Genomic DNA, 18,847 nt, shown 5'->3' with positions numbered 1-18,847 from the left:
AAGGCGAGCGAGGTCAAGATAAGGTTGCGATAGCAATCTTATCAACCCGTTAGCTGTTTTCCGTTTCTTTCGTCGTTACATCTCCTTTGATTTCGTCAATGCCATTCTCCTTATTATCGGTGCCTTTCGGCTACGTGGGTCGGCTGACTCCAACACACGCCATTTCATGCTGACAGCAAGGGCATGCCCGTATCGCTTTTGTCCTTATCGGTGCGGTGAGTGGCGGCATGAGATAGAGCAGGTTCAACATCAGCAGTTGAATGCGAACTCTTAAGGCGTGTGCTTGACCACGTAAAAATCCGTAATCTCGAACTCGTTGTAGCCCTTTAGGGAGTACGTGCTGCAAGATGAGCAGCAAGAACTCAAGGATGGGTAAGGTTCGAGTTTGCCATGCTTTGGTCTGACTCTCTTTATAACGGAAGGTGACCGTATCATCGGTGATATGGATGATGTCTTCATCAGGCAGCACACCACGATAGAGGTAGCGAGATAAATAGTTTAGCGCAACCTGACCGTATCCTACTTGTCTGCAATCAACCACCTATTGTTTGGGTAATTGGGCAGCCACAGCGTTGAATGCTGATTGATGGTCTCCAGCATTCTTGCTCTCTAGACTTTGGCGATCGCGAAGGCGTTGAAAAGATAGCGCTGCTTGCCTTTGTGCCACTCTTGTCTGGATGGGTCGTAACTGCCTGCCGCGACGATAATATGCAAGTGTGGGTGCAAGTTTCGTTGTCGACTGTGGGTATGAAGCACAGCGGTAAACCCGATGTCACCGTGCTGTTGCTTGTTGGACAAATCCTTTAATACTCTCGATGCCACTTTGAACATCTCAGCGTCCTTGTGGTCCTGCTCCTTGGCACGTTAACATCCGCTCACTCTTCTCTTTGAACATTGTGACACACTCACATTTTTCTACTTACGGGTTTGTTTGAGTTTGTGCGGCCTACCTAGGTACGCTCAGTCATCGTGGCTTGATTCTGTATGTGATTAATAAACATTGGGATTTTCTTTGCTAAGTGTTTTCTGGACGCATAAAAGGCATACAGCACCAAATCCGCCGGTGAGTACTCCATGTTTAGTTGGATCAATGTGCCCGCGTCTAACTCTTGTAGGCAGGCTTCAACTGGCAATAGAGCGACACCAAGTCCAGCTAGGGCGCCTGTTTTTGCAAGATGACCACTATTGACCTTAAACGTAGAGTGCACCTTTTGTGTGATTAGCTCGCCAGTGGCATTTTGAAATACCCAAGGGCTGCCATTTAACGCTGTGTAGCTGGTGATGCAGGATACGCGGCTTAAGTCGGTAATATGGCAGGGTGTTGGGTGGCGATCAAGCCAAGTCGGGGAAGCCACCACCACACTGGACCATCGAGCGATCTCTTTCGCCACCCAGTTGTAGTCTGCGAGTTTCCCACGGTGAAAGCTGATCACAATGTCAAAGCCATCTAGGGGATCGTCTTTGGGGTTAATGCTAGTGTCGCAGCACAAGGAAATGGACGGGTGTTGTTGACAAAATGACACAACGGCTTCGGCCAAGGCGGGCGAGTCTGGCATGAGCACTTTGAGCTGTCCTTGCACTTCATGAGAATGCTGGGTCACCTCTTCGAGTGCATCATTGAGTTTGCTTAAAAGGGGCTGGGTTCGCATATAAAGGTGCTCGCCTGCATCCGTTGGGCTGATTCGCCGTGTGGTTCTGTCAAACAGCCGAATGTCCAACCGCTCTTCCAGCAAGGCGATGTGACGGCTGATGTTTGAGGTAGGTAGCCCCAGAAATTCGGCCGCCCGTTTGAAACTGTTGTTTTCGTAAACACAGTGAAAGCTGTTGAGCCATTGTTGCTCTATTCTATCCAACACTTTTAATCCCATAATATTGGATTGTAAAACCCATTTTATACACTTTTTTACCAAAAAGTTGGCTAATACAATGATTGATTCGTAAGTTTTCTGAAAAAGGTTCCCATGAGTTGGTTAGAAAATCTATTTGATAGAAAAAATAAAATTAGTACGCTTCGAGCTTCTATTCCTCAAGGTGTTTGGACCAAATGTTCTTCCTGTGAACAAACTCTCTACCGTTTAGCGTTAGAAGAAAATCTGGAAGTGTGCCCCAAGTGCGATCATCACATGAGAATGAAGGCACGTCGTAGATTAGATAGCTTTTTGGATAAAGAGAATAGAGTGGAGATTGCGGGTGAACTTAAGCCAAAAGATATTCTGAATTTCAAGGATATGAAACACTATAGGGACCGCATCTCAATTGCTCAAAAAACGACAGGGGAAACAGATGCCTTGGTGGTTATGAAAGGATCGCTTTTTGGGATGCCAGTGGTAGCATGTGCATTCGAGTTTTCATTTATGGCTGGCTCAATGGGAGCTGTAGTCGGAGCGAGATTTGTTAAAGCGGTTGAAGCTGCTATTGATGCTAATTGTGGTTTAGTGTGCTTTTCTGCCTGCGGCGGAGCCCGAATGCAAGAATCACTAATGTCCCTAATGCAAATGTCTAAAACTAGTGCAGCCCTAAATAAATTGTCTACTTATAGGTTGCCTTATATATCAGTACTAACAGATCAGACATTTGGCGGTGTCTCAGCAAGCTTAGCTATGCTTGGAGATATCAACATTGGTGAGCCTAAAGCGATTATTGGTTTTGCCGGCCGTAGAGTTATCGAACAAACTGTGCGTGAAAAACTTCCAGACAACTTTCAACGAAGTGAGTTCCTTTTAGAACATGGTGCCATCGATATGATTGTAGACCGACGTGATATGCGTAAACGTGTTAGCGGACTGATCGCAAAAATGACTAATACGACTTTACCTGTCGAAATGACTGATGTTGATCAAACTGAGTCGTAATCTAGAATATTTATAAATTAGTTTAACCAATTAAACTAATGAGTTAATGGGGCTGTAGGTGAACGACTTAAGCATAGCTAAAACTATCTATACATATCAGATAACATAGGGTTGATGTCGCTTCCTTAAATATGTTAACTATTTTCGTAAACTTCGTGTGACGTGCTAATTCCGTCGTCGTCATACTTTTCGATAGATTTCGTTTATCGGTCTTTGTACTATAATTGATAATAGATTACATCATGGGCAGTTAACATACCACTGTCATCTGCTTTCTTGTGTAGCAGAACACGAGCTAGCAATAGAACCTTCAGAATCGTTAGTCATCGAACTTAAATAGGCCTTTCATTACGAAAGGCCTATTTCTGACTATAGGTGTGAAAATATCAGTTTTTTAGGAAACGGTTATAAACAAATAGCAACACGAATGCGCCAAGCGTTGCGGTTATAATGCTACCGATGTTAATGCCATCAGCACTGCCGAGGCCGATGAAGCTCCCTAAGAAACCACCAACAAAGGCACCAGCAATACCTAGAATAATGGTGGCGAGCCACCCACCACCATCATTGCCCGGCATTAGCCACTTAGCTAATGCCCCTGCAATCAAACCAAGAATAATCCAAGATATAAACCCCATAACTTCTCCTTACTCATTATCGTGTTCGGTGCATGTCATCACACATCCATGGTTACGCTTAAATCATAGACTATGTATCAAAAGTTCGATTTAATTAACTGATGACCATTGCGATGTAACCCAGAATAAGAACCAAGACCGATGTTAAAGCGTAGGGCACAGGATAGCCTATCGCTGGCATGTCACTGTAACTGGCATCTTGTGCGCCTTTCAGTGCTGGCGTACTGTTCCTGCCTCCGGCACAAGCTCCAGCTAAAATTGCAGGATTCATTTTGCGGAAATACAAGCCGTACAACCAAGCTAATAAAGGTGGTACTAAAGCAGCTGTCACCCCGAGTAAAGCTATCTTGATGACAATGATGCCTTGAAAAGAGGCCAGTATTTTTGGGCCTACCGTCGCTGCCAATACAGCAACAAACAGATTTAGGCCGATGTCTTGTAGAAAGCTTCTTGCCCCTTCACTCATGGGGCCGCCAAAGCTAGGGTTACGAGTTCGTAGGAATGAGAAAACGATCCCGGTTAACATGCAACCCGCCGATGTGCCTAGGGCAAAAGGGATACCTGCAACGGTGACACTCAAATGTCCAAAGACATAGCCAATAAGAAGGGAGAGGGCGAGGTAGAAGGTTTCGGTGACCGTGCTCTCTACAATCGGAACACTATTGAGTTTGGATGCGGTTTGCTCTACGCACCATTGGGAGCCTGCAATACGCACAACATCGCCCACTTCGACCTTAGTTTGTGGCAATAAAGGTTGCTGGTGGCCTTGTCGAAATATCGCTTTGAAATAAACACCAAAGCCGACTTCGGCATGCAATTTTGCGACAGTTTTCCCTGCATGCTCAGATTTACCAACGTGAATATCAGCCACTTCAATGTCGACATTTCTTGCGCGTGGCTCATCGACTTCATTTCCGATATCGGCTTCACCTTCCGCAATCAAGACGCGATATTCTCCGCGAATGCCAATAACATCATTTAACTCAAGCGTTGGGTTATAGGAAGCATCAATGACTTGCTCACCTCGAACCACTTTAAGCACGGCCGCATCAGGGAACTTATGATACAACTCATACACTGAACGGCCAACTAACTCTTGGTGTGTGACTTTATAGGCACGAACATCAATCGGTAGGACACCCACATCTGAAAACCCAAAGGTGCTTGGGAGTTTTTCATTGTCATCCCCTGTAGAGAATTCCGCCTCTGCCTCTTTACCTGCTTTGACCGGGTCAATACCAAAGAGAGAAGGGAGATACTTAATGAACAAGATGATCAGGACGGTCGAAAGGACATAACTTATCGCATAGCCCGCGGCAATATTAGCACTGACCTGATCAATACTCATACCCTCTGGTGGTGTAAATGCACCAGAGCTAATTGCTGACTGCGCTACGCCCATTACTGCGGTCACTGTGTAACTGCCAGAAATGATGCCAGCGGCGTAGCCGGGCTCTAGACCCATTAGCTTGGCGCCGATGATAACAATCGCAAAATTGCTGAACACGACAATCAAACCAATGACGACGAAGTCGATCCCTCCTCTGGCAAGACCGGAGAAAAATTGTGGCCCCACTTTCATCCCAATCGCGTACATGAACATCATTAAGAAGATATCTGAGACCAGCCCCGGCTCTTCAATTTTTAGCCCATAAACCGAAAAGGAGGTAAGAGCTAAAGCAACACCAACAACTAAAGTGCCAGCTGTTGTTCCTAGGCTCACTCCTTTGAATGTGAGTCGACCAAGCGGGTATCCAATAGCGAGAGATAGAAAGAGAAAAACGAACGGGTTTTCTGACAAGTAACTAAATAGAAAGGACATAGTGTCACCTGTGAATTTGTTGATATAAGAGCAAGGAATCATGAGAGTTCCTTGCTTTAAGTGGAAGGGGACAATTAGCCGTGGTTAAAGTTACTCGACTCATCAGCGTCGCTACCGTTGACGACAGGATGCTTGTTGAAGAAGTCCACGCAGTGTTGTAAATCGGAAATCAAAAGATCCGCCATATCTCGGCTAAATCCATGTCGAACCAAAATACGCATGATCACTAGATCTTCGCGTTCGGCAGGCATAGCATAAGCCGCAATTTGCCAGCCACGAGATCGAATGCGATCAGAAAGATCGTAAAGATTGAAGCCTGGGTTTGCGCCATCTTTTATTGACCAACTCAGTGCAGGGATACCACCATGTCCATCATAGATGATGTGGAACATACCCATTTTATCGACTTCTTTGGCAAGGTAACGAGCTGTGTCGTAACAAGCATCGTGGATCTTACGATAGCCCTCTTTGCCAAGACGCAAGAAGTTATAATATTGAGCAACGATTTGACCACCAGGGCGAGAGAAATTGAGTGCAAAGGTGGGCATGTTGCCACCGAGATAGTTGACGTTAAAGATCAAGTCTTCATGCAGAGCATCGGCATCTCGCCAAACAACCCAACCAACGCCAAGTGGGGAAAGGCCAAACTTATGTCCAGAGGCATTGATGGACTTTACTCTTGGTAAGCGGAAGTCCCACACTAAATCTGGATCGCAGAATGGGGCGAGAAAGGCACCACTCGCACCATCAACGTGAATCGGAATATCTAATCCGGTCTCTTCTTGTAGTTTATCTAACGCTTCGTGCACCGCTTGTACTGGCTCGTATTGGCAAGTAAAGGTCACGCCTAACGTTGGGACAACACCAATCGTATTTTCGTCACAACGTTTGATTACTTCCTCTGGGGTCATGATCAGGCGGTGACCTTGCATTGGGATTTCGCGAAGTTCAATGTCCCAGTAACGGGCAAATTTATGCCAACAAACTTGAACTGGGCCACAGATAAGATTCGGGCGATCAGTTGGTTTGCCTTGCTTCTTCATTTTCTCACGCCAAGACCATTTAAGCGCCATACCACCAAGCATTGCGGCTTCACTTGAGCCAGTTGTTGAACATCCCATTGGATTTTCAGCGTTAGGTGCATGCCAAAGATCGGCGAGCATATGTACACATCGAGATTCGATTTCTGCCGTTTGTGGGTATTCATCTTTATCGATCATGTTTTTGTCGATGCATTCATCCATCAATTTATGGACTTCGTCTTCGACCCATGTTTGACAGAATGTCGCAAGATTCTGACGCGAATTACCATCTAGCATCAGCTCATCATGTACTACTTGGTAAGCATGATCGGGTGCATGCTCTTGCTCTGGGATTCGATACTTGGGCATAACAACGGAAAGATCTTTGGAAGAATAAACATCATCTAAGAGTGAACCACGGACAGTCGATTTTTTATGAAGAGGCATGGTAAATCCTTTATCGTATTGAATTTATTTTACTTATTTCCATTGACATATCAGTAAATAGAAATGTTGACAGTTAAATAAACATAGCAGGATTCTATAAAATTTCAGTTTAAATAAGCATGTTATTGTCTATTGCACATTGTTTTATCTGTTTTGTGCACGGTAAAACAAATATTTAAAAAAGAACATCATGCTATTAAAAGCGGAGTTGTCATGATGAGTGTCAAATTAATGTTTGTGCTTACTTTTTCGTATTGTAAGTTTTAGACATATAATTGCGATCGCTGAATAGAATTTGACCATCCTGCGATGTTAAGTTTTTAATCCTCTTAACTCGCGGGCAATACAACAGCAGACACTTCTTCCTCTGAATCTTCTTTGTCTTCTAGTTGGTCAGCAACCCAATCAATTGTCTTTGTTAGATAGAGCTTGTTGGTTTCGGTATCACACCAACTCTTAGATAATCCTCTTCGATTAAATTCACTGCCAATTGCTGCGAGTGTTTGGTTGCTCGGTCTCCCGCAATACAAGGTATCGCACAGTTGGAGGTTTGACATGGATTGTGGGTATGTATTAACTGGCGAGGAATTCATACTTAGTGCTTTCGACTGGTTGTGAGTACACCCAGTTAGGCTCAAAAAACAGAACAATGCCAAGATTTTCTTCATGATATTTCAGAACGGTTGCCGATGGTTGCTACCAATTATTCGTGTGTTCGATATGTGTATTGTCAGTTTTTCGCCAACTAGTTATAGACCAAGACTTTCCTCCCAGTTAGAAAGCGTTATTAAGGCAATGACAAAAACGGTATTAACAAACAAAAGCGCAATTTTGTACAAAAGCTGAAAGAGACTATAGAGTAGACTGATAAGTCGCTCGATAATTAACAGGCTTGGGAATTGTTATGGAGAACAAGAAACGCTCTAAAGAAAAGGCCGAATATAAGATAACTGAAGAGCTCGGTGGCCTTGAAATTCTTGATGCTGAATACGAAAAGCAGAACTTCTCACGCCATAGCCATGAGGGCTACACACTTGGCGTCATCGAGCAGGGCGCTCAGCGTTTCTATCGAACGGGCGGACATCATATTGCACCACAAGATGCGATTATTTTGGTCAATGCCGACGAAGTTCATAGCGGGCACTCTGCCACAGAAGGCGGTTGGGCGTATCGAGCGATGTATCCACTCCCAGAGCAACTTGCCAAGATCACTCAAGAGTTAAACCTACCGAACTACGGTGCGCCTTACTTCCCAAGAGCGGTTGTAGAAGACTCTGAGCTCGCCAATCAATTGAGATTAGTCTTCAACACGATAGATGAGTCTGATAACCGCTTGTTAAGAGAAACATTGATGTATGGGATGTTGGTTAAGCTGATTAGTCGACATGGAAAATCGCCGCTTAACTCTCAACTCGATGGGAAAACTCAGCGTCAGCTCGTTCTGGTTAAAGAGTTCTTAGATGACTTTCCACAAACCGATGTGTCCCTAGAAGAGCTATCTAAGTTAGCGGCATTGAGCCCGTTTCACTTAGTGCGTTCTTTTCAAAAAGAGTTTGGTCTTCCGCCACATGCGTATCAAATCCAATCTCGGTTAAGGCTTTCTCGTAAGCTATTGAAACAAGGACATACCATTTCTGATACCGCGCAAGAGTGTGGCTTTCATGATCAAAGCCATTTTCATCGACACTTCAAAAAGGCCAATGGCTATACGCCGGGGCAATACATTAAAATGCTCTGAATCGGACACCTTAATTCGTTCGCGAAATCGAGCAAGTTTGTACAATCGAACCGACTCAACTCTTCTTACATTGAATAGCTAATGTGGGAGAGAAAAGAATTATATGGACAGTGAAAAAATGGATAGACGAACACAGTTATGGAAGGGCGTTTTAGCGGGAATGCCGTTGAGCATTGCGGTTATCCCTTGGGGAATTCTAGCGGGCTCATATGCGATAGATGCTGGGTTGAATCAACTTCAAGCGCAAGCGATGTCGGCTATTTTGTTTGCTGGCTCAGCGCAACTTGTCGCCGCGGGTATGTTCAAAGCGGGCATTGGCCTTGGCACCATGTTGTTGACCACACTGTTCATCACCTCTAGACACTTTTTATACAGTGTGTCGATGCGCGACAAGATAAGCCACCTTCCTGCTCGTTGGCGTTTATTGCTTGGCTTTTGGTTAACAGATGAACTGTTTGCGATTTGTAGCGGGCAGTCTCAGCAAGAGTTTAATCGTTGGTATGCCGCGGGCGTTGGCGGCGGTTTTTATCTGGTTTGGAATATCGCGAGCTTCGTTGGCATTGTCGCTGGAAGCCAAATTCCATCCCTTAATGAAATTGGCCTCGACTTTGCGGTCGCCGCGACTTTCATTGCGTTGGTATTCCTGTTAATCAGAACATTGCCTGTTGTAGTGTGCGTGTTGGTTTCATTGGTGACTTCGGTTGCTATGTCGGTGAATAACGTTGAAGGCGGGCTCATGATTGCAGCAATTGCTGGCATGTTAGCGGGCTTTCTCAGTGAGTCATTTCAAGAGCGCAATAACGGCAAAAAGCCAATCATGGAAGGGAAATAGAGATGATCTGGTTAACGATATTACTGATGACAGCGATTGTGTTTTTTAGCCGATACTTATTTCTGGAGCCAGCGATTCCGCTTCGACTTAACCAAACTACGCGACGTTTATTGTGTTATTCAAGTCCAGCGGTACTGACTGCGATCTGGGGGCCGATTGTGTTTGCTCCAGAGCAGGCATTTTGGCCAAGTTTTGAAAACCCATACTTGATAGGCGCGGTGATGACTGGCTTGCTGATTTGGAAAACAGGCAATGTGCTACTTACGATCGGCGTCAGTATGGGCGTGTTCTTGCTCTATAATCTTGTCGCGGTTGATTACCTATTTAACTGATAGACCTTGCAACGTATAGCGTGGTGGCATCTAATGTACGGATTCACTGTTTGTGTGTTTAGGTTTTGGTAAGGAGTTAGTTTGGCTAAGAAATATTATGTGGTTTGGAAAGGTCGCACACCGGGTATTTTTACCACTTGGAACGAGTGTAAAACGCAAGTCGATGGCTTTGCTGGCGCGAGATATAAATCGTTTCCAACACTAGGCGAGGCTGAGTCTGCTTTCGGCGGTAAAACGTCGTTTGTGTCAGGTTCTACAGTTACAAAGCCAAGCTCTGCGGGTAAGGCGACAAAAGTAAAGGCTCCGCCTCTTTCGCAGCAACAAATCACTGATATGCCTTTTGATATCAAGATCTTTACCGATGGTGCATGTGAACCAAACCCTGGGGAAGCAGGAACAGGGTTAGCGGTTTATAAAAACAACCAGTTAACAGAATTGTGGTATGGCTTGTATCAACCTATGGGTACCAACAATACCGCCGAGCTAAATGGCCTTAAACAAGCGTTTATTCTTGCGAAAGAGAAGTTAAACTCTGGTTTGTCTGTTGCGATTTATTGTGACTCTAAGTACTCGATAGATTGTATTGCTAAGTGGGCAACGGGTTGGGAGAAAAAGGGCTGGACGAAGTCGGGCGGCGAGATCAAAAACCTCGATATTATTAAATCTGCCTATGTGCTTTACCAAGAACTGGCTGCGAAAATTACCATCTACCATGTGAACGGTCATGTTGGTATTGAAGGTAACGAATTGGCCGATAGAATGTCGATTGTGGCTATTTCATCGAAAGAACAACAACTTGCTCAATATCGTGATATCGAAGATATTGCATCTATTTTGGCACTGCGGGCAGGTTAGCTAGGCTTCTTAATGAAAAGCCAATAAAAGTTACTGAAAGCCTAAGACGCCATCATAAGGCAGTTCTAAGTTGAGCGTTACATTTAAAATTAATGTGGCGTTCTGCTTTTCTTGTGGTACCTCGTTGATCTTCGTTTATTAAGTAGTCATTAGCTACTTTAGTTAGCCATTATTGAGCCGGGTTTTCTATCCAGCGAGATAATTGCTGAGCTTGTTTTATCGAATTAAAACTGTTCTTCACTCTCTGACGTGCCTTTAATCCCATTGACGTTTTATCATTGCTTCTCAATTGTGCAAAACGCTCAACCGCTTCTCTTAATTCCTCAACGTTCTTTTCGCTAACCACAAAACCGGTTTCAGGTGAGACGATCTCTTTGTATCCCATGATGTTGGTCACTTTACCCACCTGAACGTCTTTGCCAATTTCGACAATGTCGTAGTCAAATTGTTTTTCGCTGTTTTAAATTTTAAGGTCATGACACAGACATCGTGTCCACAATCTTGCAAGGAGTCGACTTCTGTTTGAATGAAGGTCTCACTGAGTACAGGGTAGGTTAGCGCCACAAATGCTACTTTCTTCATTCTTTGCTCCTCTAATCAATACTATTAAAAGCTTATTAAAGCTATCAAGTAGGGTAATAACCAACAAAGCAAGATACGAACCAAGATCAAACCGTAGCTTTGGCGAGCGTTTCAATGGTTTCCTAAGGTTACCCACCTAGAAGTAGCTCGTTTTCTCAAATTGAAAATCAAATTGAGGTTGTAGGTTTTTCGACCGGTTGTGTTTTTTCGTTATTTTGGGAATGGGCATGTAGGAGGCTGATCTAGAAGTGATTTTATCGCAAGGTACTCTCGGCATGGAACATGCAATGTCAGCCATATAACGTATAAATCTGAGGGCGTCATTATGGCTAAAGTAAGTGTTGTTATTCCCACCTACAACTGTTTGGATTACCTGCCGAAAGCAATTGGCAGCGTACTTAAGCAGACTCATCAAGATGTTGAGTTAATTGTTATTGATGATAATAGTAATGATGGGACGTCGACTTATCTCTCGTCGCTACACGATGAGCGCATCATTAAATTATCAACTCTGGGTGTGGGTGCACCTCAAGCTAGAAACCTTGGAATAGCGAAAGCAACGGGTGAATACATTGCTTTTTTAGATGCTGATGACTTCTGGTTACCCGAAAAACTCGAATGCCAAGTTGAATTTCACCAACGATACCCAGATCTCGCGATGAGCTTTACCAATTACGAACATCTCACTGAAAACTACCAATTCATAGTTGATTGCTTTAGTTATTGGTCGCAGTTTCAGGGCCAAGATGATTTGTTCATCAATATCGAAAAGCCTTTAGAGTTCATCATTGAAAACAATGTCATTGGAACATCGACGGTAATGGTGAAGGCAGAAGTTTTATCTCAAACAGACGGTTTCAGAGCTGATATCAAATACGCAGAAGATTGGGAGTTGTGGCTTCGAATGAGTGAAAATCACCAGATTGGCGTATTGAACTCGGTGCAAGTTGGCTACTTAATGAGAGCAAGTTCTGTCACTCAAACTGAAAGTCTCAAATTGAGAAATTTACAGTCTATAGAAACTATTCTTCAGCGTTACCAAAATGACCCTCAACGATGGAACCTGCCAGCGTCTAGCTTCAAGATAGCAAGGGCGAGAATATTAGAGGGCTACGCTGACTATTACCGAGGTTTACAGAAAAACCGCTTGGCCATCTCTTATAGCATCTGCTCGTTAGTTTTGGCTCCACAAAAACGAACGTTACGACATCTTCTTGGGGACTGTAAGAGTTTCCTAAAGCCTGCATGGTAAGAGATCGGTGACTCGTATGGGTTCGTTAAAACAGTCAGCCTATTACGCTATTGGCATATTGATGATGAAAGGGATCTCATTGGTGATGATCCCTTACATTACTCACAAAATGACGTTGGCAGAATATGGATCATTAGAAGCGATCGTCTTATTGGCGGACATCGGTACGATCTTGTTTAGTTTTGGTATTGTCGAATCGATGTATCGTTACGTTGGCGTCGCTGAAGGCGATGAAAAGCGCAAGCTGATATCTAACTGCTTTACGCTCAGTTTAGTGGTGTGTGTACTTGGCGGCGTGCTCATTGCGCTCAGTATGCCTCTGTTGCTACTGATGTTGCCTGTTGAATTCAAACCCTATCAGATCGCTCTTCTACTCATTCCTACGATGCTCGACGGGGCAATATCCATCCCTCTTACTTTGATGCGTATGAACGCCATGGCGAAACGTTTTTGCCAACTTAACGTATTGAAAGCCGGTGTTCAGGCTGTTATGACGTTTGTCCTGCTTGAAGCGGGTTATGGCATTGATGGCGTGCTGATTTCTGCCGCTGCTTCTAGTCTGCTATTGATGCTTTGTCTGGTGAGTTATCAGTGGCAGCAGATGGGCAGTTTAGGTTGTTTTCAATACTCAGCGAAGATCTTGAAATTTGGGTTACCAACCTTGGTTGGCGGGGCATCCATTTATATGATCACCGGGCTAGATCGCTGGGTGATGGCAAGCTTTGTCGGCGTTGAAGAGTTGGCCATTTATGCGGTTAGTGGTAAGTTTGCGTTAATTTTAGGCTTGCTGCTGCAACCTTACGCGCTTTGGTGGTTTCCAAACCGAGTCGCCATGCTTCAGCTACCCGACGGCAGCAAAATGTGTGCAGACAGAGCGTTAATCGGAGTCAATCTAGCCATAGTGTTAGGAGGGTTGATGATCTTAACTGTCCCTGGTTTCATTTCTCTCATCTTACCAAGCAGCTATCATCAGGCTGGGGTTATAGTGGTCGCATTGCTAGCCATCGCTGTTATTAAAAGTGCGGGCGACTACCTCAACTTAGGCTGTTTCAGCGGTGACTCAAGTCAATCTCAGATGTGGATCCAAGGTGGCTGTGCGATCTTGGCTGCGATTGGCTATTTTGTTGTGGCACCGATTTATGGAGTGTGGGGCGTGGTGGTGGTGCTTTGTGGTACTTATACCGTGAGGCTGTTACTGCTCTATATCGTGAGCCAAAAGATGGAATATTTACCTTATGATCACCGTAAATGGATGGTCGCGGTGAGTATCGGTCTACTTGCGATTATCAGTGACAGGCTCCTTGGTTGGGTGCTGGTTGATGTGCATGATTTTGTTTTAGGCAGTTTTGTTGCGATAGTGACGTTAGTTGCCTTCATTCGATACTCTATTATCCCTGTACCACAGGCGCTACTCGATAAGTTTATGTTAGGTAAGCATTCGCATGTGGGTTGAATTCGTGTCACCTAAAGTACAGCGGGTAATCGGCACTTAGACACACAATCATCCGCGACAATAAAACGCTGTTCATAATCGGTCGAATTAGATAGTATTTATAAATTCGGTGAATACTAACGATGGAAAGATATATGAATAAGTGGATGCTGCTCCTTTCTCTGTTTTCAGCTACCTCATACAGCTCCTTTGATTTTTCAAGCGAAGGTATTACTGCTCCTGACTTCAATTCTCCGGATTTCAAGCCGCCTGAAGTTTCTCAACAGGAACAGCACAATATCGTTTGTGAAAGCGTGGTCTGCAATTCAACGTCTGCACGCCAGCCGGTTCCTGTTGTTGGTGAAGTGCCTGATAGAGAGCTGAACCAAACCATTGAAACTCTTGCGAGTGCTATCTATATCATCGGTGAAATTGGTGTCGCGGAAAACTTGTCTACGCCAGAATATGAGAAATTTTTTGAGAATTAGTTGAAAGGATACGACAGTAGGATTGGTACTGGTTTTAATAGCTGCTATAAAAGGTCGTATCTCACTTAATGATACGACAACCTTGGCATATTGAGACTAGGAAATACCAATGGAAATATGGAAGTTGCTGCTGTTTATCCCAGCGTGTTTTGCGCTCAACATGACACCGGGCCCAAACAATTTGTTATCAATGAACAACGCCCGTTGTTACGGATTTCAGGCCGCCTTTGTCGCTGGGTTAGGAAGAATCCTCGCTTTTTCTGGCATGATTGCTTTGGCTGCATCTGGCTTAGCGGTTGTGCTTTATACCTCTGAAACTCTGTTCTTCCTTATCAAACTATTTGGTGCGATGTATTTGTTGTGGATCGCGTTCAACCTATGGCGCTCACAAGTGAGCCCGGTCGCGGAAATCGAACGAAATAAGAATTGGTTTGGTCTAGTTAAACAAGAGTTCGCACTCGCAGCTGGTAACCCCAAAGCGATACTCATCTTTACCGCATTTCTGCCTCAATTTGTTGATGTTTCTGCGAACGTAAATACTCAATTCTTTGCTTTAGGTAGTACGTTCCTTGTGTTAGAAATGTTCGCGATTTCCATCTATGCGGCATTTGGCTTATATCTACGAAATTGGTTTTCAAAACCTCAAATGGCCAAGCGCTTCAATAAAGCATGTTCTGTGTTTCTTGCCTTGTCTGGTGCGAATTTGTTGGTGAGCCGTCAGTAGCTCTCATTTTGCTTGTTTAGTTTATCGTTAATCTTTTAAGGCCTATGTATGAATTTTGTCTGTGCGGAAAAACAAGAACTGGCTGATATCTACCAGCTTGAACACGCTTTGTTTGGCGAGCACGCCTATCCGCTGTTTTTCTTTCGTCAGGCATTTGATTGCTGGGGGAAGGGCTTGCTGGTGGCGAAACAAGATTTGCAAGTTGCGGGCTATGTGTTAATGACACCAACCGACAAACAACAAGAGTATTGGGTTTTGTCACTGGCTGTTGATGCTGCTTACCGAGGCATGGGGGTTGGTCGTTCATTGATGCAGCAGGCGATAGTAACCTTGCCGCAAGATTCCAAGCTGTTGCTTACCGTTGATCCAAGTAACAGTTAGGCTTGTGAGCTGTATTTGTCGATGGGTTTCGTGACTATCAAGGAAGAGAGTAATTACTTCGGAGATGATGAGCCTCGTCTGGTCATGCAACTCATCATCTAGTTCTTCCTCAAAAACATCTATTTGGGGGCTGTCAATCAAGTCAGCATCACGATACCGTGCATTAACACGACACTAGAGGTTAGCCGAGTCCTCATATCAAAGTAGCCATCGGGGCCTTGGCTCTGGTTCTCTTCTCTCATCGCCCTTTCAGCTCGCCAAACCGCAATATAACCAAAGATGAGAATCAGTGTTGTCACTAGCTCTTGTTGTTCGCCAAGCAATACTGCCAACCAAGCGACTAGTACAATCGCGTTGCTTAGCAGTAGCGCTTTGTTGCTTGATTGGCTTTCAAAGTTTTCGATGCCATTTGCCCACAAGATCCCTGAAAGAAAGCTCAAAATAGCCACGCTGTAGGTGATGAAGAGCGTTTCACCGCTTATCCCCATAAATTGGCTGTCGGTGAGCGAAAGGAGGAGACCGAATAAAAACGGAATTAACCCCATGTACCCCAATTTGGACATGGTGTTACGGGTTTGAGTTGTTGCCATGTAATTCGCCCTCATAGCTGCTGCTCGATCGCGTTTTTGAGCGTAGCGCTCACTGGTGATGTGGAGCTAGGGAAGGTGGCGACGACTTTACCTTCTTTACTGATCAAGAATTTGTAAAAGTTCCATTTAGGCGTTACGCCTGCTTGCTGTTGTATCTCTGCAAACACGGGGTTGGCGTTGCTACCAGACAGTGAAGCTCGCGCCATCATAGGGAAGGTCACGCCGTAGTCGAGGTAACAGACTTTTGCCGTCTTCTCTTCACTTCCCTTATCTTGGCGAAAATCATTACTTGGGAAACCGATAACGGTGAGGCCTTGGTCTTTGTAAGTTTGATGAAGTTGTTCGAGCTGCTCAAACTGCGGAGTGAAGCCACATTGGCTAGCGGTGTTTACCACCAATAGAGTTTTGCCTTTAAACTCATCGCACAGCGCAATTTCTTCGGTTGAATTTAATAAGCGCTGTTTGCCATTAAGTATCTCTGGGCAGCTCGCTGCAAACGCGATGGAGCTCGTTAGGCTTGTAATCAGTGCGGTTGAGCAAAGTAGTGAACATTTCATAGGTTTGGCTCATTTTAGTTGGCGTAATGATTATTACTCTTGAGCACGATGAAATGATCACTTTGCGTATGATTTTACTGTCTCTTTAACTCGCGCTTTTAGTTATACATTTGTTCTCTGACATAAGATATGGAGTGACCAAGCGACTGATATTCACCTTCGCACCAAGGCGAGCTGCTAATAGATACATACCTCCGATCTTTCGGTGCAAGAACAGCGCATCGGCGGGAGGGGTATGCCAATACTCTTGTTCCATGCTCAGAATGGTGCCAGCTTCACGAAGACGTTGTGCTAAACCACTTGCTTTGAAGTCGTAGTCTTCGTCTACCAACATTGGCTCACAAGCCATCTTTACTAGGTTTAGAATCGCTTGGCGTTGTTCGGGAAGAATTGTCTCGCTAAAGAAACCAATCTGCTCTAACGCTTGATTGAGCCCTTGCTCATCGTTGTTAATGACAGAGGAAAAGGCCAAGCGATAACCCTCGCTGAAGCGGTCACTGTATTCACGGGTTGCTCCGAAATCTAACAAGCCAATTTGTCGGGTGTTTTTAACATAAAGGTAGTTAGCGAAATTGGGATCGGTTTGCACCATCTTAAAGTCGAATAACTCTCTGAATAGGAGCTCAAGCAAGCTGTGCATCACAAAGTCACGGGTGCGTTGGTCGTAACTTTCTATCTGTTCTATTGAGACGCCCTCAATGAAGTCCATGGCGAGCACGGATTCTGAAGAGACTTGCGGATGGATCTTAGGTACGACGAAGTGTGAGTGTTCTTTTAATGCATTGTGATAACGAGTCGCATAATCAGCCTCGCGAGCATAGTCCGCTTCATCATGGAGTTGTTTTTTTGCTTCCTCTAACAAACCTTTGTAGTCGACCGATTTTGGTATCAAGCCAACAATGTTGAGCAGTGTGCCCACGTTATCTACGTCACTGTCGATACTTTTTCGAATGCCTGGATATTGGACTTTGACGGCGAGCTTGTCCCCGGCATCGCTGTACGCTTGATGCACTTGTCCTATAGATGCACTGGCAATCGGTTTAAAATTAAAGGAAAGGATTTCGGTTTTCCAATGGTTTCCGAGCGAGCTTTCTAAGACTTGATTGAGCTGCTTTGTTGGCAGTGGGTCAGCGTCTGAGCGCAGGCGAGAAAGAATGTCGGCTAACTCCGGCTCTAAGACATCCCCCGCATCCATTGAAAGCATCTGCCCCAGTTTCATAGCAGCGCCACGTAGGTGCGCGAGCTGATCGGTCAGGCGAGCTATGTTCTGTGGTGTTAACAGTAAATCTTTTGCTTTGGGCATATTGCCTTGTGCAATTTGCTTGGTGCCTTCTGTTAGCACGTTACCTGCGACTCTTGTCGCCAGCGAAGCGAACTTACTAAATCTAGAAAGTCGATGAGTGGGAAGGTTTCTCTCTTTTGCCGACATAAAGGTTCTCTCTGGGAATTAGGTGTGATACCAATCGTAGTAAATAACGGTTCACCCTAGCTTGTTAAAAAACTCGATAACTTCGTTAGATTTTTTGATTGTAGAATAACTACTTATCGAAAAATCTGCCTTGTTCTCAAGCTTTTTCCCTGCGCTATTTTTGACCCCTTACTTACTGTGATTGGTATGACTACAAAGTTCTATCAATCATTACACAACCGTTTGTTATGTTGTGATAACTTGTCGCCTGAATCAGTAACTCGATTGAAAAGGACAAAGCATGAAGTTTATTTGGTTGAAAGTCGCTCTTACCGTATTAGTATTTGCTGCACTGTTCGGCATCGTTTACTACAAAGTCGCCAGTGGTATGTCTTAATTCAATACTATTTCGTGCAGCTGTTTCCGTTGCAACGTGATTTTCCGGTCAGCCAGAATGAGATCTTATATCGATTCTTGGCAAACCTTAGGTAGCACCAGTCTGCAATCGGCTTGAATATGGCCCAACGTAATGGCGCATAAAGCCAACCTTTTCCTACTAGGTTCCATGCTTGGTAGGTCACATCTAACCCCAGTAGTAGCTTTCCGTTTTCATCAAGAGCATGCAGCACTGTGTTCGCCGCATCCGCATCAATCTGAGGATAGTTTGCAAACGCTTCACTGTAGATGTCGATGGTCTGAATCTTGTTCTTGGTATCGTACTTGGCGAGCGCAGCCATCTCTTTTGCACACAGTGGACACGTTCCGTCATAAAATATCGTTAATTCAGTCATTGATTTCTTTACTATTTTTGCCATTTTCAAACTATACGCGAATGTTGATTAGGTGGATCATTCTGCCTACATATCCGACACTGTCAGTGTGACGACTGTTTTAC

At 44.5% G+C, this 18,847-nt stretch carries 18 protein-coding genes and 3 pseudogenes; 10 read left to right on the top strand and 11 right to left on the bottom strand.

The window, feature by feature from the left end:
- Positions 1–130 precede the first annotated feature (130 nt).
- Both L1D11_RS06995 and L1D11_RS06990 read right to left on the bottom strand, forming a co-directional pair.
- A pseudogene (locus L1D11_RS06995) lies at positions 131–831 on the bottom strand (transposase); the annotation flags it as partial.
- Between the two features lie 119 nt (positions 832–950).
- A complete protein-coding gene (locus L1D11_RS06990) occupies positions 951–1,868 on the bottom strand; it encodes a LysR family transcriptional regulator (protein ID WP_239834448.1) in 918 nt (305 codons plus the stop codon).
- 93 nt (positions 1,869–1,961) lie between these two features.
- Between L1D11_RS06990 and accD the strand changes: the two genes are divergently transcribed.
- Positions 1,962–2,852, top strand: coding sequence for an acetyl-CoA carboxylase, carboxyltransferase subunit beta (accD, locus tag L1D11_RS06985; RefSeq protein ID WP_239834446.1), 891 nt, complete (start codon positions 1,962–1,964; stop codon positions 2,850–2,852).
- Positions 2,853–3,238: 386 nt separating this feature from the next.
- Here the strand turns inward: accD and L1D11_RS06980 are convergent, their stop codons facing one another.
- From L1D11_RS06980 to L1D11_RS06965, 4 genes are all read right to left on the bottom strand, one after another.
- Complete coding sequence (locus tag L1D11_RS06980; protein WP_239834444.1) at positions 3,239–3,490, bottom strand: GlsB/YeaQ/YmgE family stress response membrane protein; 252 nt, start codon at positions 3,488–3,490, stop codon at positions 3,239–3,241.
- Positions 3,491–3,584: 94 nt separating this feature from the next.
- Entirely contained in the window at positions 3,585–5,312 is a 1,728-nt protein-coding gene (locus tag L1D11_RS06975; protein ID WP_239834443.1) for a transporter, read from the bottom strand.
- 74 nt (positions 5,313–5,386) lie between these two features.
- A complete protein-coding gene (locus tag L1D11_RS06970) occupies positions 5,387–6,781 on the bottom strand; it encodes a glutamate decarboxylase (protein WP_239834442.1) in 1,395 nt (464 codons plus the stop codon).
- Positions 6,782–7,110: 329 nt separating this feature from the next.
- A complete protein-coding gene (locus L1D11_RS06965; protein WP_239833326.1) occupies positions 7,111–7,449 on the bottom strand; it encodes a hypothetical protein in 339 nt (112 codons plus the stop codon).
- 236 nt (positions 7,450–7,685) lie between these two features.
- Between L1D11_RS06965 and L1D11_RS06960 the strand changes: the two genes are divergently transcribed.
- From L1D11_RS06960 to L1D11_RS06945, 4 genes are all read left to right on the top strand, one after another.
- Positions 7,686–8,519 (top strand): AraC family transcriptional regulator, encoded by an 834-nt coding sequence (locus tag L1D11_RS06960; RefSeq protein ID WP_239833325.1) that lies wholly within the window; start codon positions 7,686–7,688, stop codon positions 8,517–8,519.
- A 103-nt stretch (positions 8,520–8,622) separates the two neighbouring features.
- On the top strand, positions 8,623–9,351 hold the full coding sequence (locus L1D11_RS06955) for an AzlC family ABC transporter permease (RefSeq protein ID WP_239833324.1): 729 nt from the start codon (positions 8,623–8,625) through the stop codon (positions 9,349–9,351).
- A gap of 2 nt (positions 9,352–9,353) precedes the next feature.
- A complete protein-coding gene (locus L1D11_RS06950) occupies positions 9,354–9,683 on the top strand; it encodes an AzlD domain-containing protein (protein ID WP_239833323.1) in 330 nt (109 codons plus the stop codon).
- 81 nt (positions 9,684–9,764) lie between these two features.
- Entirely contained in the window at positions 9,765–10,538 is a 774-nt protein-coding gene (locus tag L1D11_RS06945; RefSeq protein WP_239833322.1) for a ribonuclease H family protein, read from the top strand.
- Between the two features lie 169 nt (positions 10,539–10,707).
- Here the strand turns inward: L1D11_RS06945 and L1D11_RS06940 are convergent.
- Positions 10,708–11,120 (bottom strand): annotated as a pseudogene (locus L1D11_RS06940) (hypothetical protein).
- Positions 11,121–11,445: 325 nt separating this feature from the next.
- Here L1D11_RS06940 and L1D11_RS06935 point away from each other — a divergent pair.
- The 5 genes and pseudogenes from L1D11_RS06935 to L1D11_RS06915 all read left to right on the top strand — a co-directional run bounded on the left by L1D11_RS06935 (position 11,446) and on the right by L1D11_RS06915 (position 15,499).
- Positions 11,446–12,372 carry a glycosyltransferase gene (locus tag L1D11_RS06935; RefSeq protein WP_239833321.1) on the top strand — a complete coding sequence of 309 codons (927 nt, stop codon included), beginning with the start codon at positions 11,446–11,448 and terminating at the stop codon, positions 12,370–12,372.
- Between the two features lie 16 nt (positions 12,373–12,388).
- On the top strand, positions 12,389–13,825 hold the full coding sequence (locus L1D11_RS06930) for an oligosaccharide flippase family protein (RefSeq protein WP_239833320.1): 1,437 nt from the start codon (positions 12,389–12,391) through the stop codon (positions 13,823–13,825).
- Between the two features lie 134 nt (positions 13,826–13,959).
- Positions 13,960–14,292 (top strand): hypothetical protein, encoded by a 333-nt coding sequence (locus L1D11_RS06925; RefSeq protein WP_239833319.1) that lies wholly within the window; start codon positions 13,960–13,962, stop codon positions 14,290–14,292.
- Positions 14,293–14,401: 109 nt separating this feature from the next.
- Positions 14,402–15,016 carry a LysE family translocator gene (locus tag L1D11_RS06920; RefSeq protein WP_239833318.1) on the top strand — a complete coding sequence of 205 codons (615 nt, stop codon included), beginning with the start codon at positions 14,402–14,404 and terminating at the stop codon, positions 15,014–15,016.
- A gap of 48 nt (positions 15,017–15,064) precedes the next feature.
- Positions 15,065–15,499 (top strand): annotated as a pseudogene (locus L1D11_RS06915) (N-acetyltransferase).
- 35 nt (positions 15,500–15,534) lie between these two features.
- Here the strand turns inward: L1D11_RS06915 and L1D11_RS06910 are convergent.
- From L1D11_RS06910 to L1D11_RS06895, 4 genes are all read right to left on the bottom strand, one after another.
- Complete coding sequence (locus tag L1D11_RS06910) at positions 15,535–16,002, bottom strand: DUF3429 domain-containing protein (protein WP_239833317.1); 468 nt, start codon at positions 16,000–16,002, stop codon at positions 15,535–15,537.
- Entirely contained in the window at positions 15,999–16,544 is a 546-nt protein-coding gene (locus L1D11_RS06905) for a glutathione peroxidase (RefSeq protein ID WP_239833316.1), read from the bottom strand. Before L1D11_RS06905 ends, L1D11_RS06910 begins: the two co-directional genes overlap by 4 nt.
- Before the next feature lie 85 nt (positions 16,545–16,629).
- Positions 16,630–17,973: an AarF/ABC1/UbiB kinase family protein gene (locus tag L1D11_RS06900; RefSeq protein ID WP_239833315.1), complete on the bottom strand. Its 1,344-nt coding sequence runs from the start codon at positions 17,971–17,973 to the stop codon at positions 16,630–16,632.
- A 383-nt stretch (positions 17,974–18,356) separates the two neighbouring features.
- Positions 18,357–18,743, bottom strand: a complete 387-nt coding sequence (locus tag L1D11_RS06895) for a DUF393 domain-containing protein (protein WP_239833314.1) — start codon at positions 18,741–18,743, stop codon at positions 18,357–18,359.
- Between the last annotated feature and the right edge of the window lie 104 nt (positions 18,744–18,847).

The organism is Vibrio sp. Isolate32, from assembly GCF_022397955.1.
In the GTDB taxonomy this organism is placed as follows: Bacteria; Pseudomonadota; Gammaproteobacteria; order Enterobacterales; family Vibrionaceae; genus Vibrio.
This window is presented reverse-complemented; position numbering and strand designations above follow the sequence as displayed.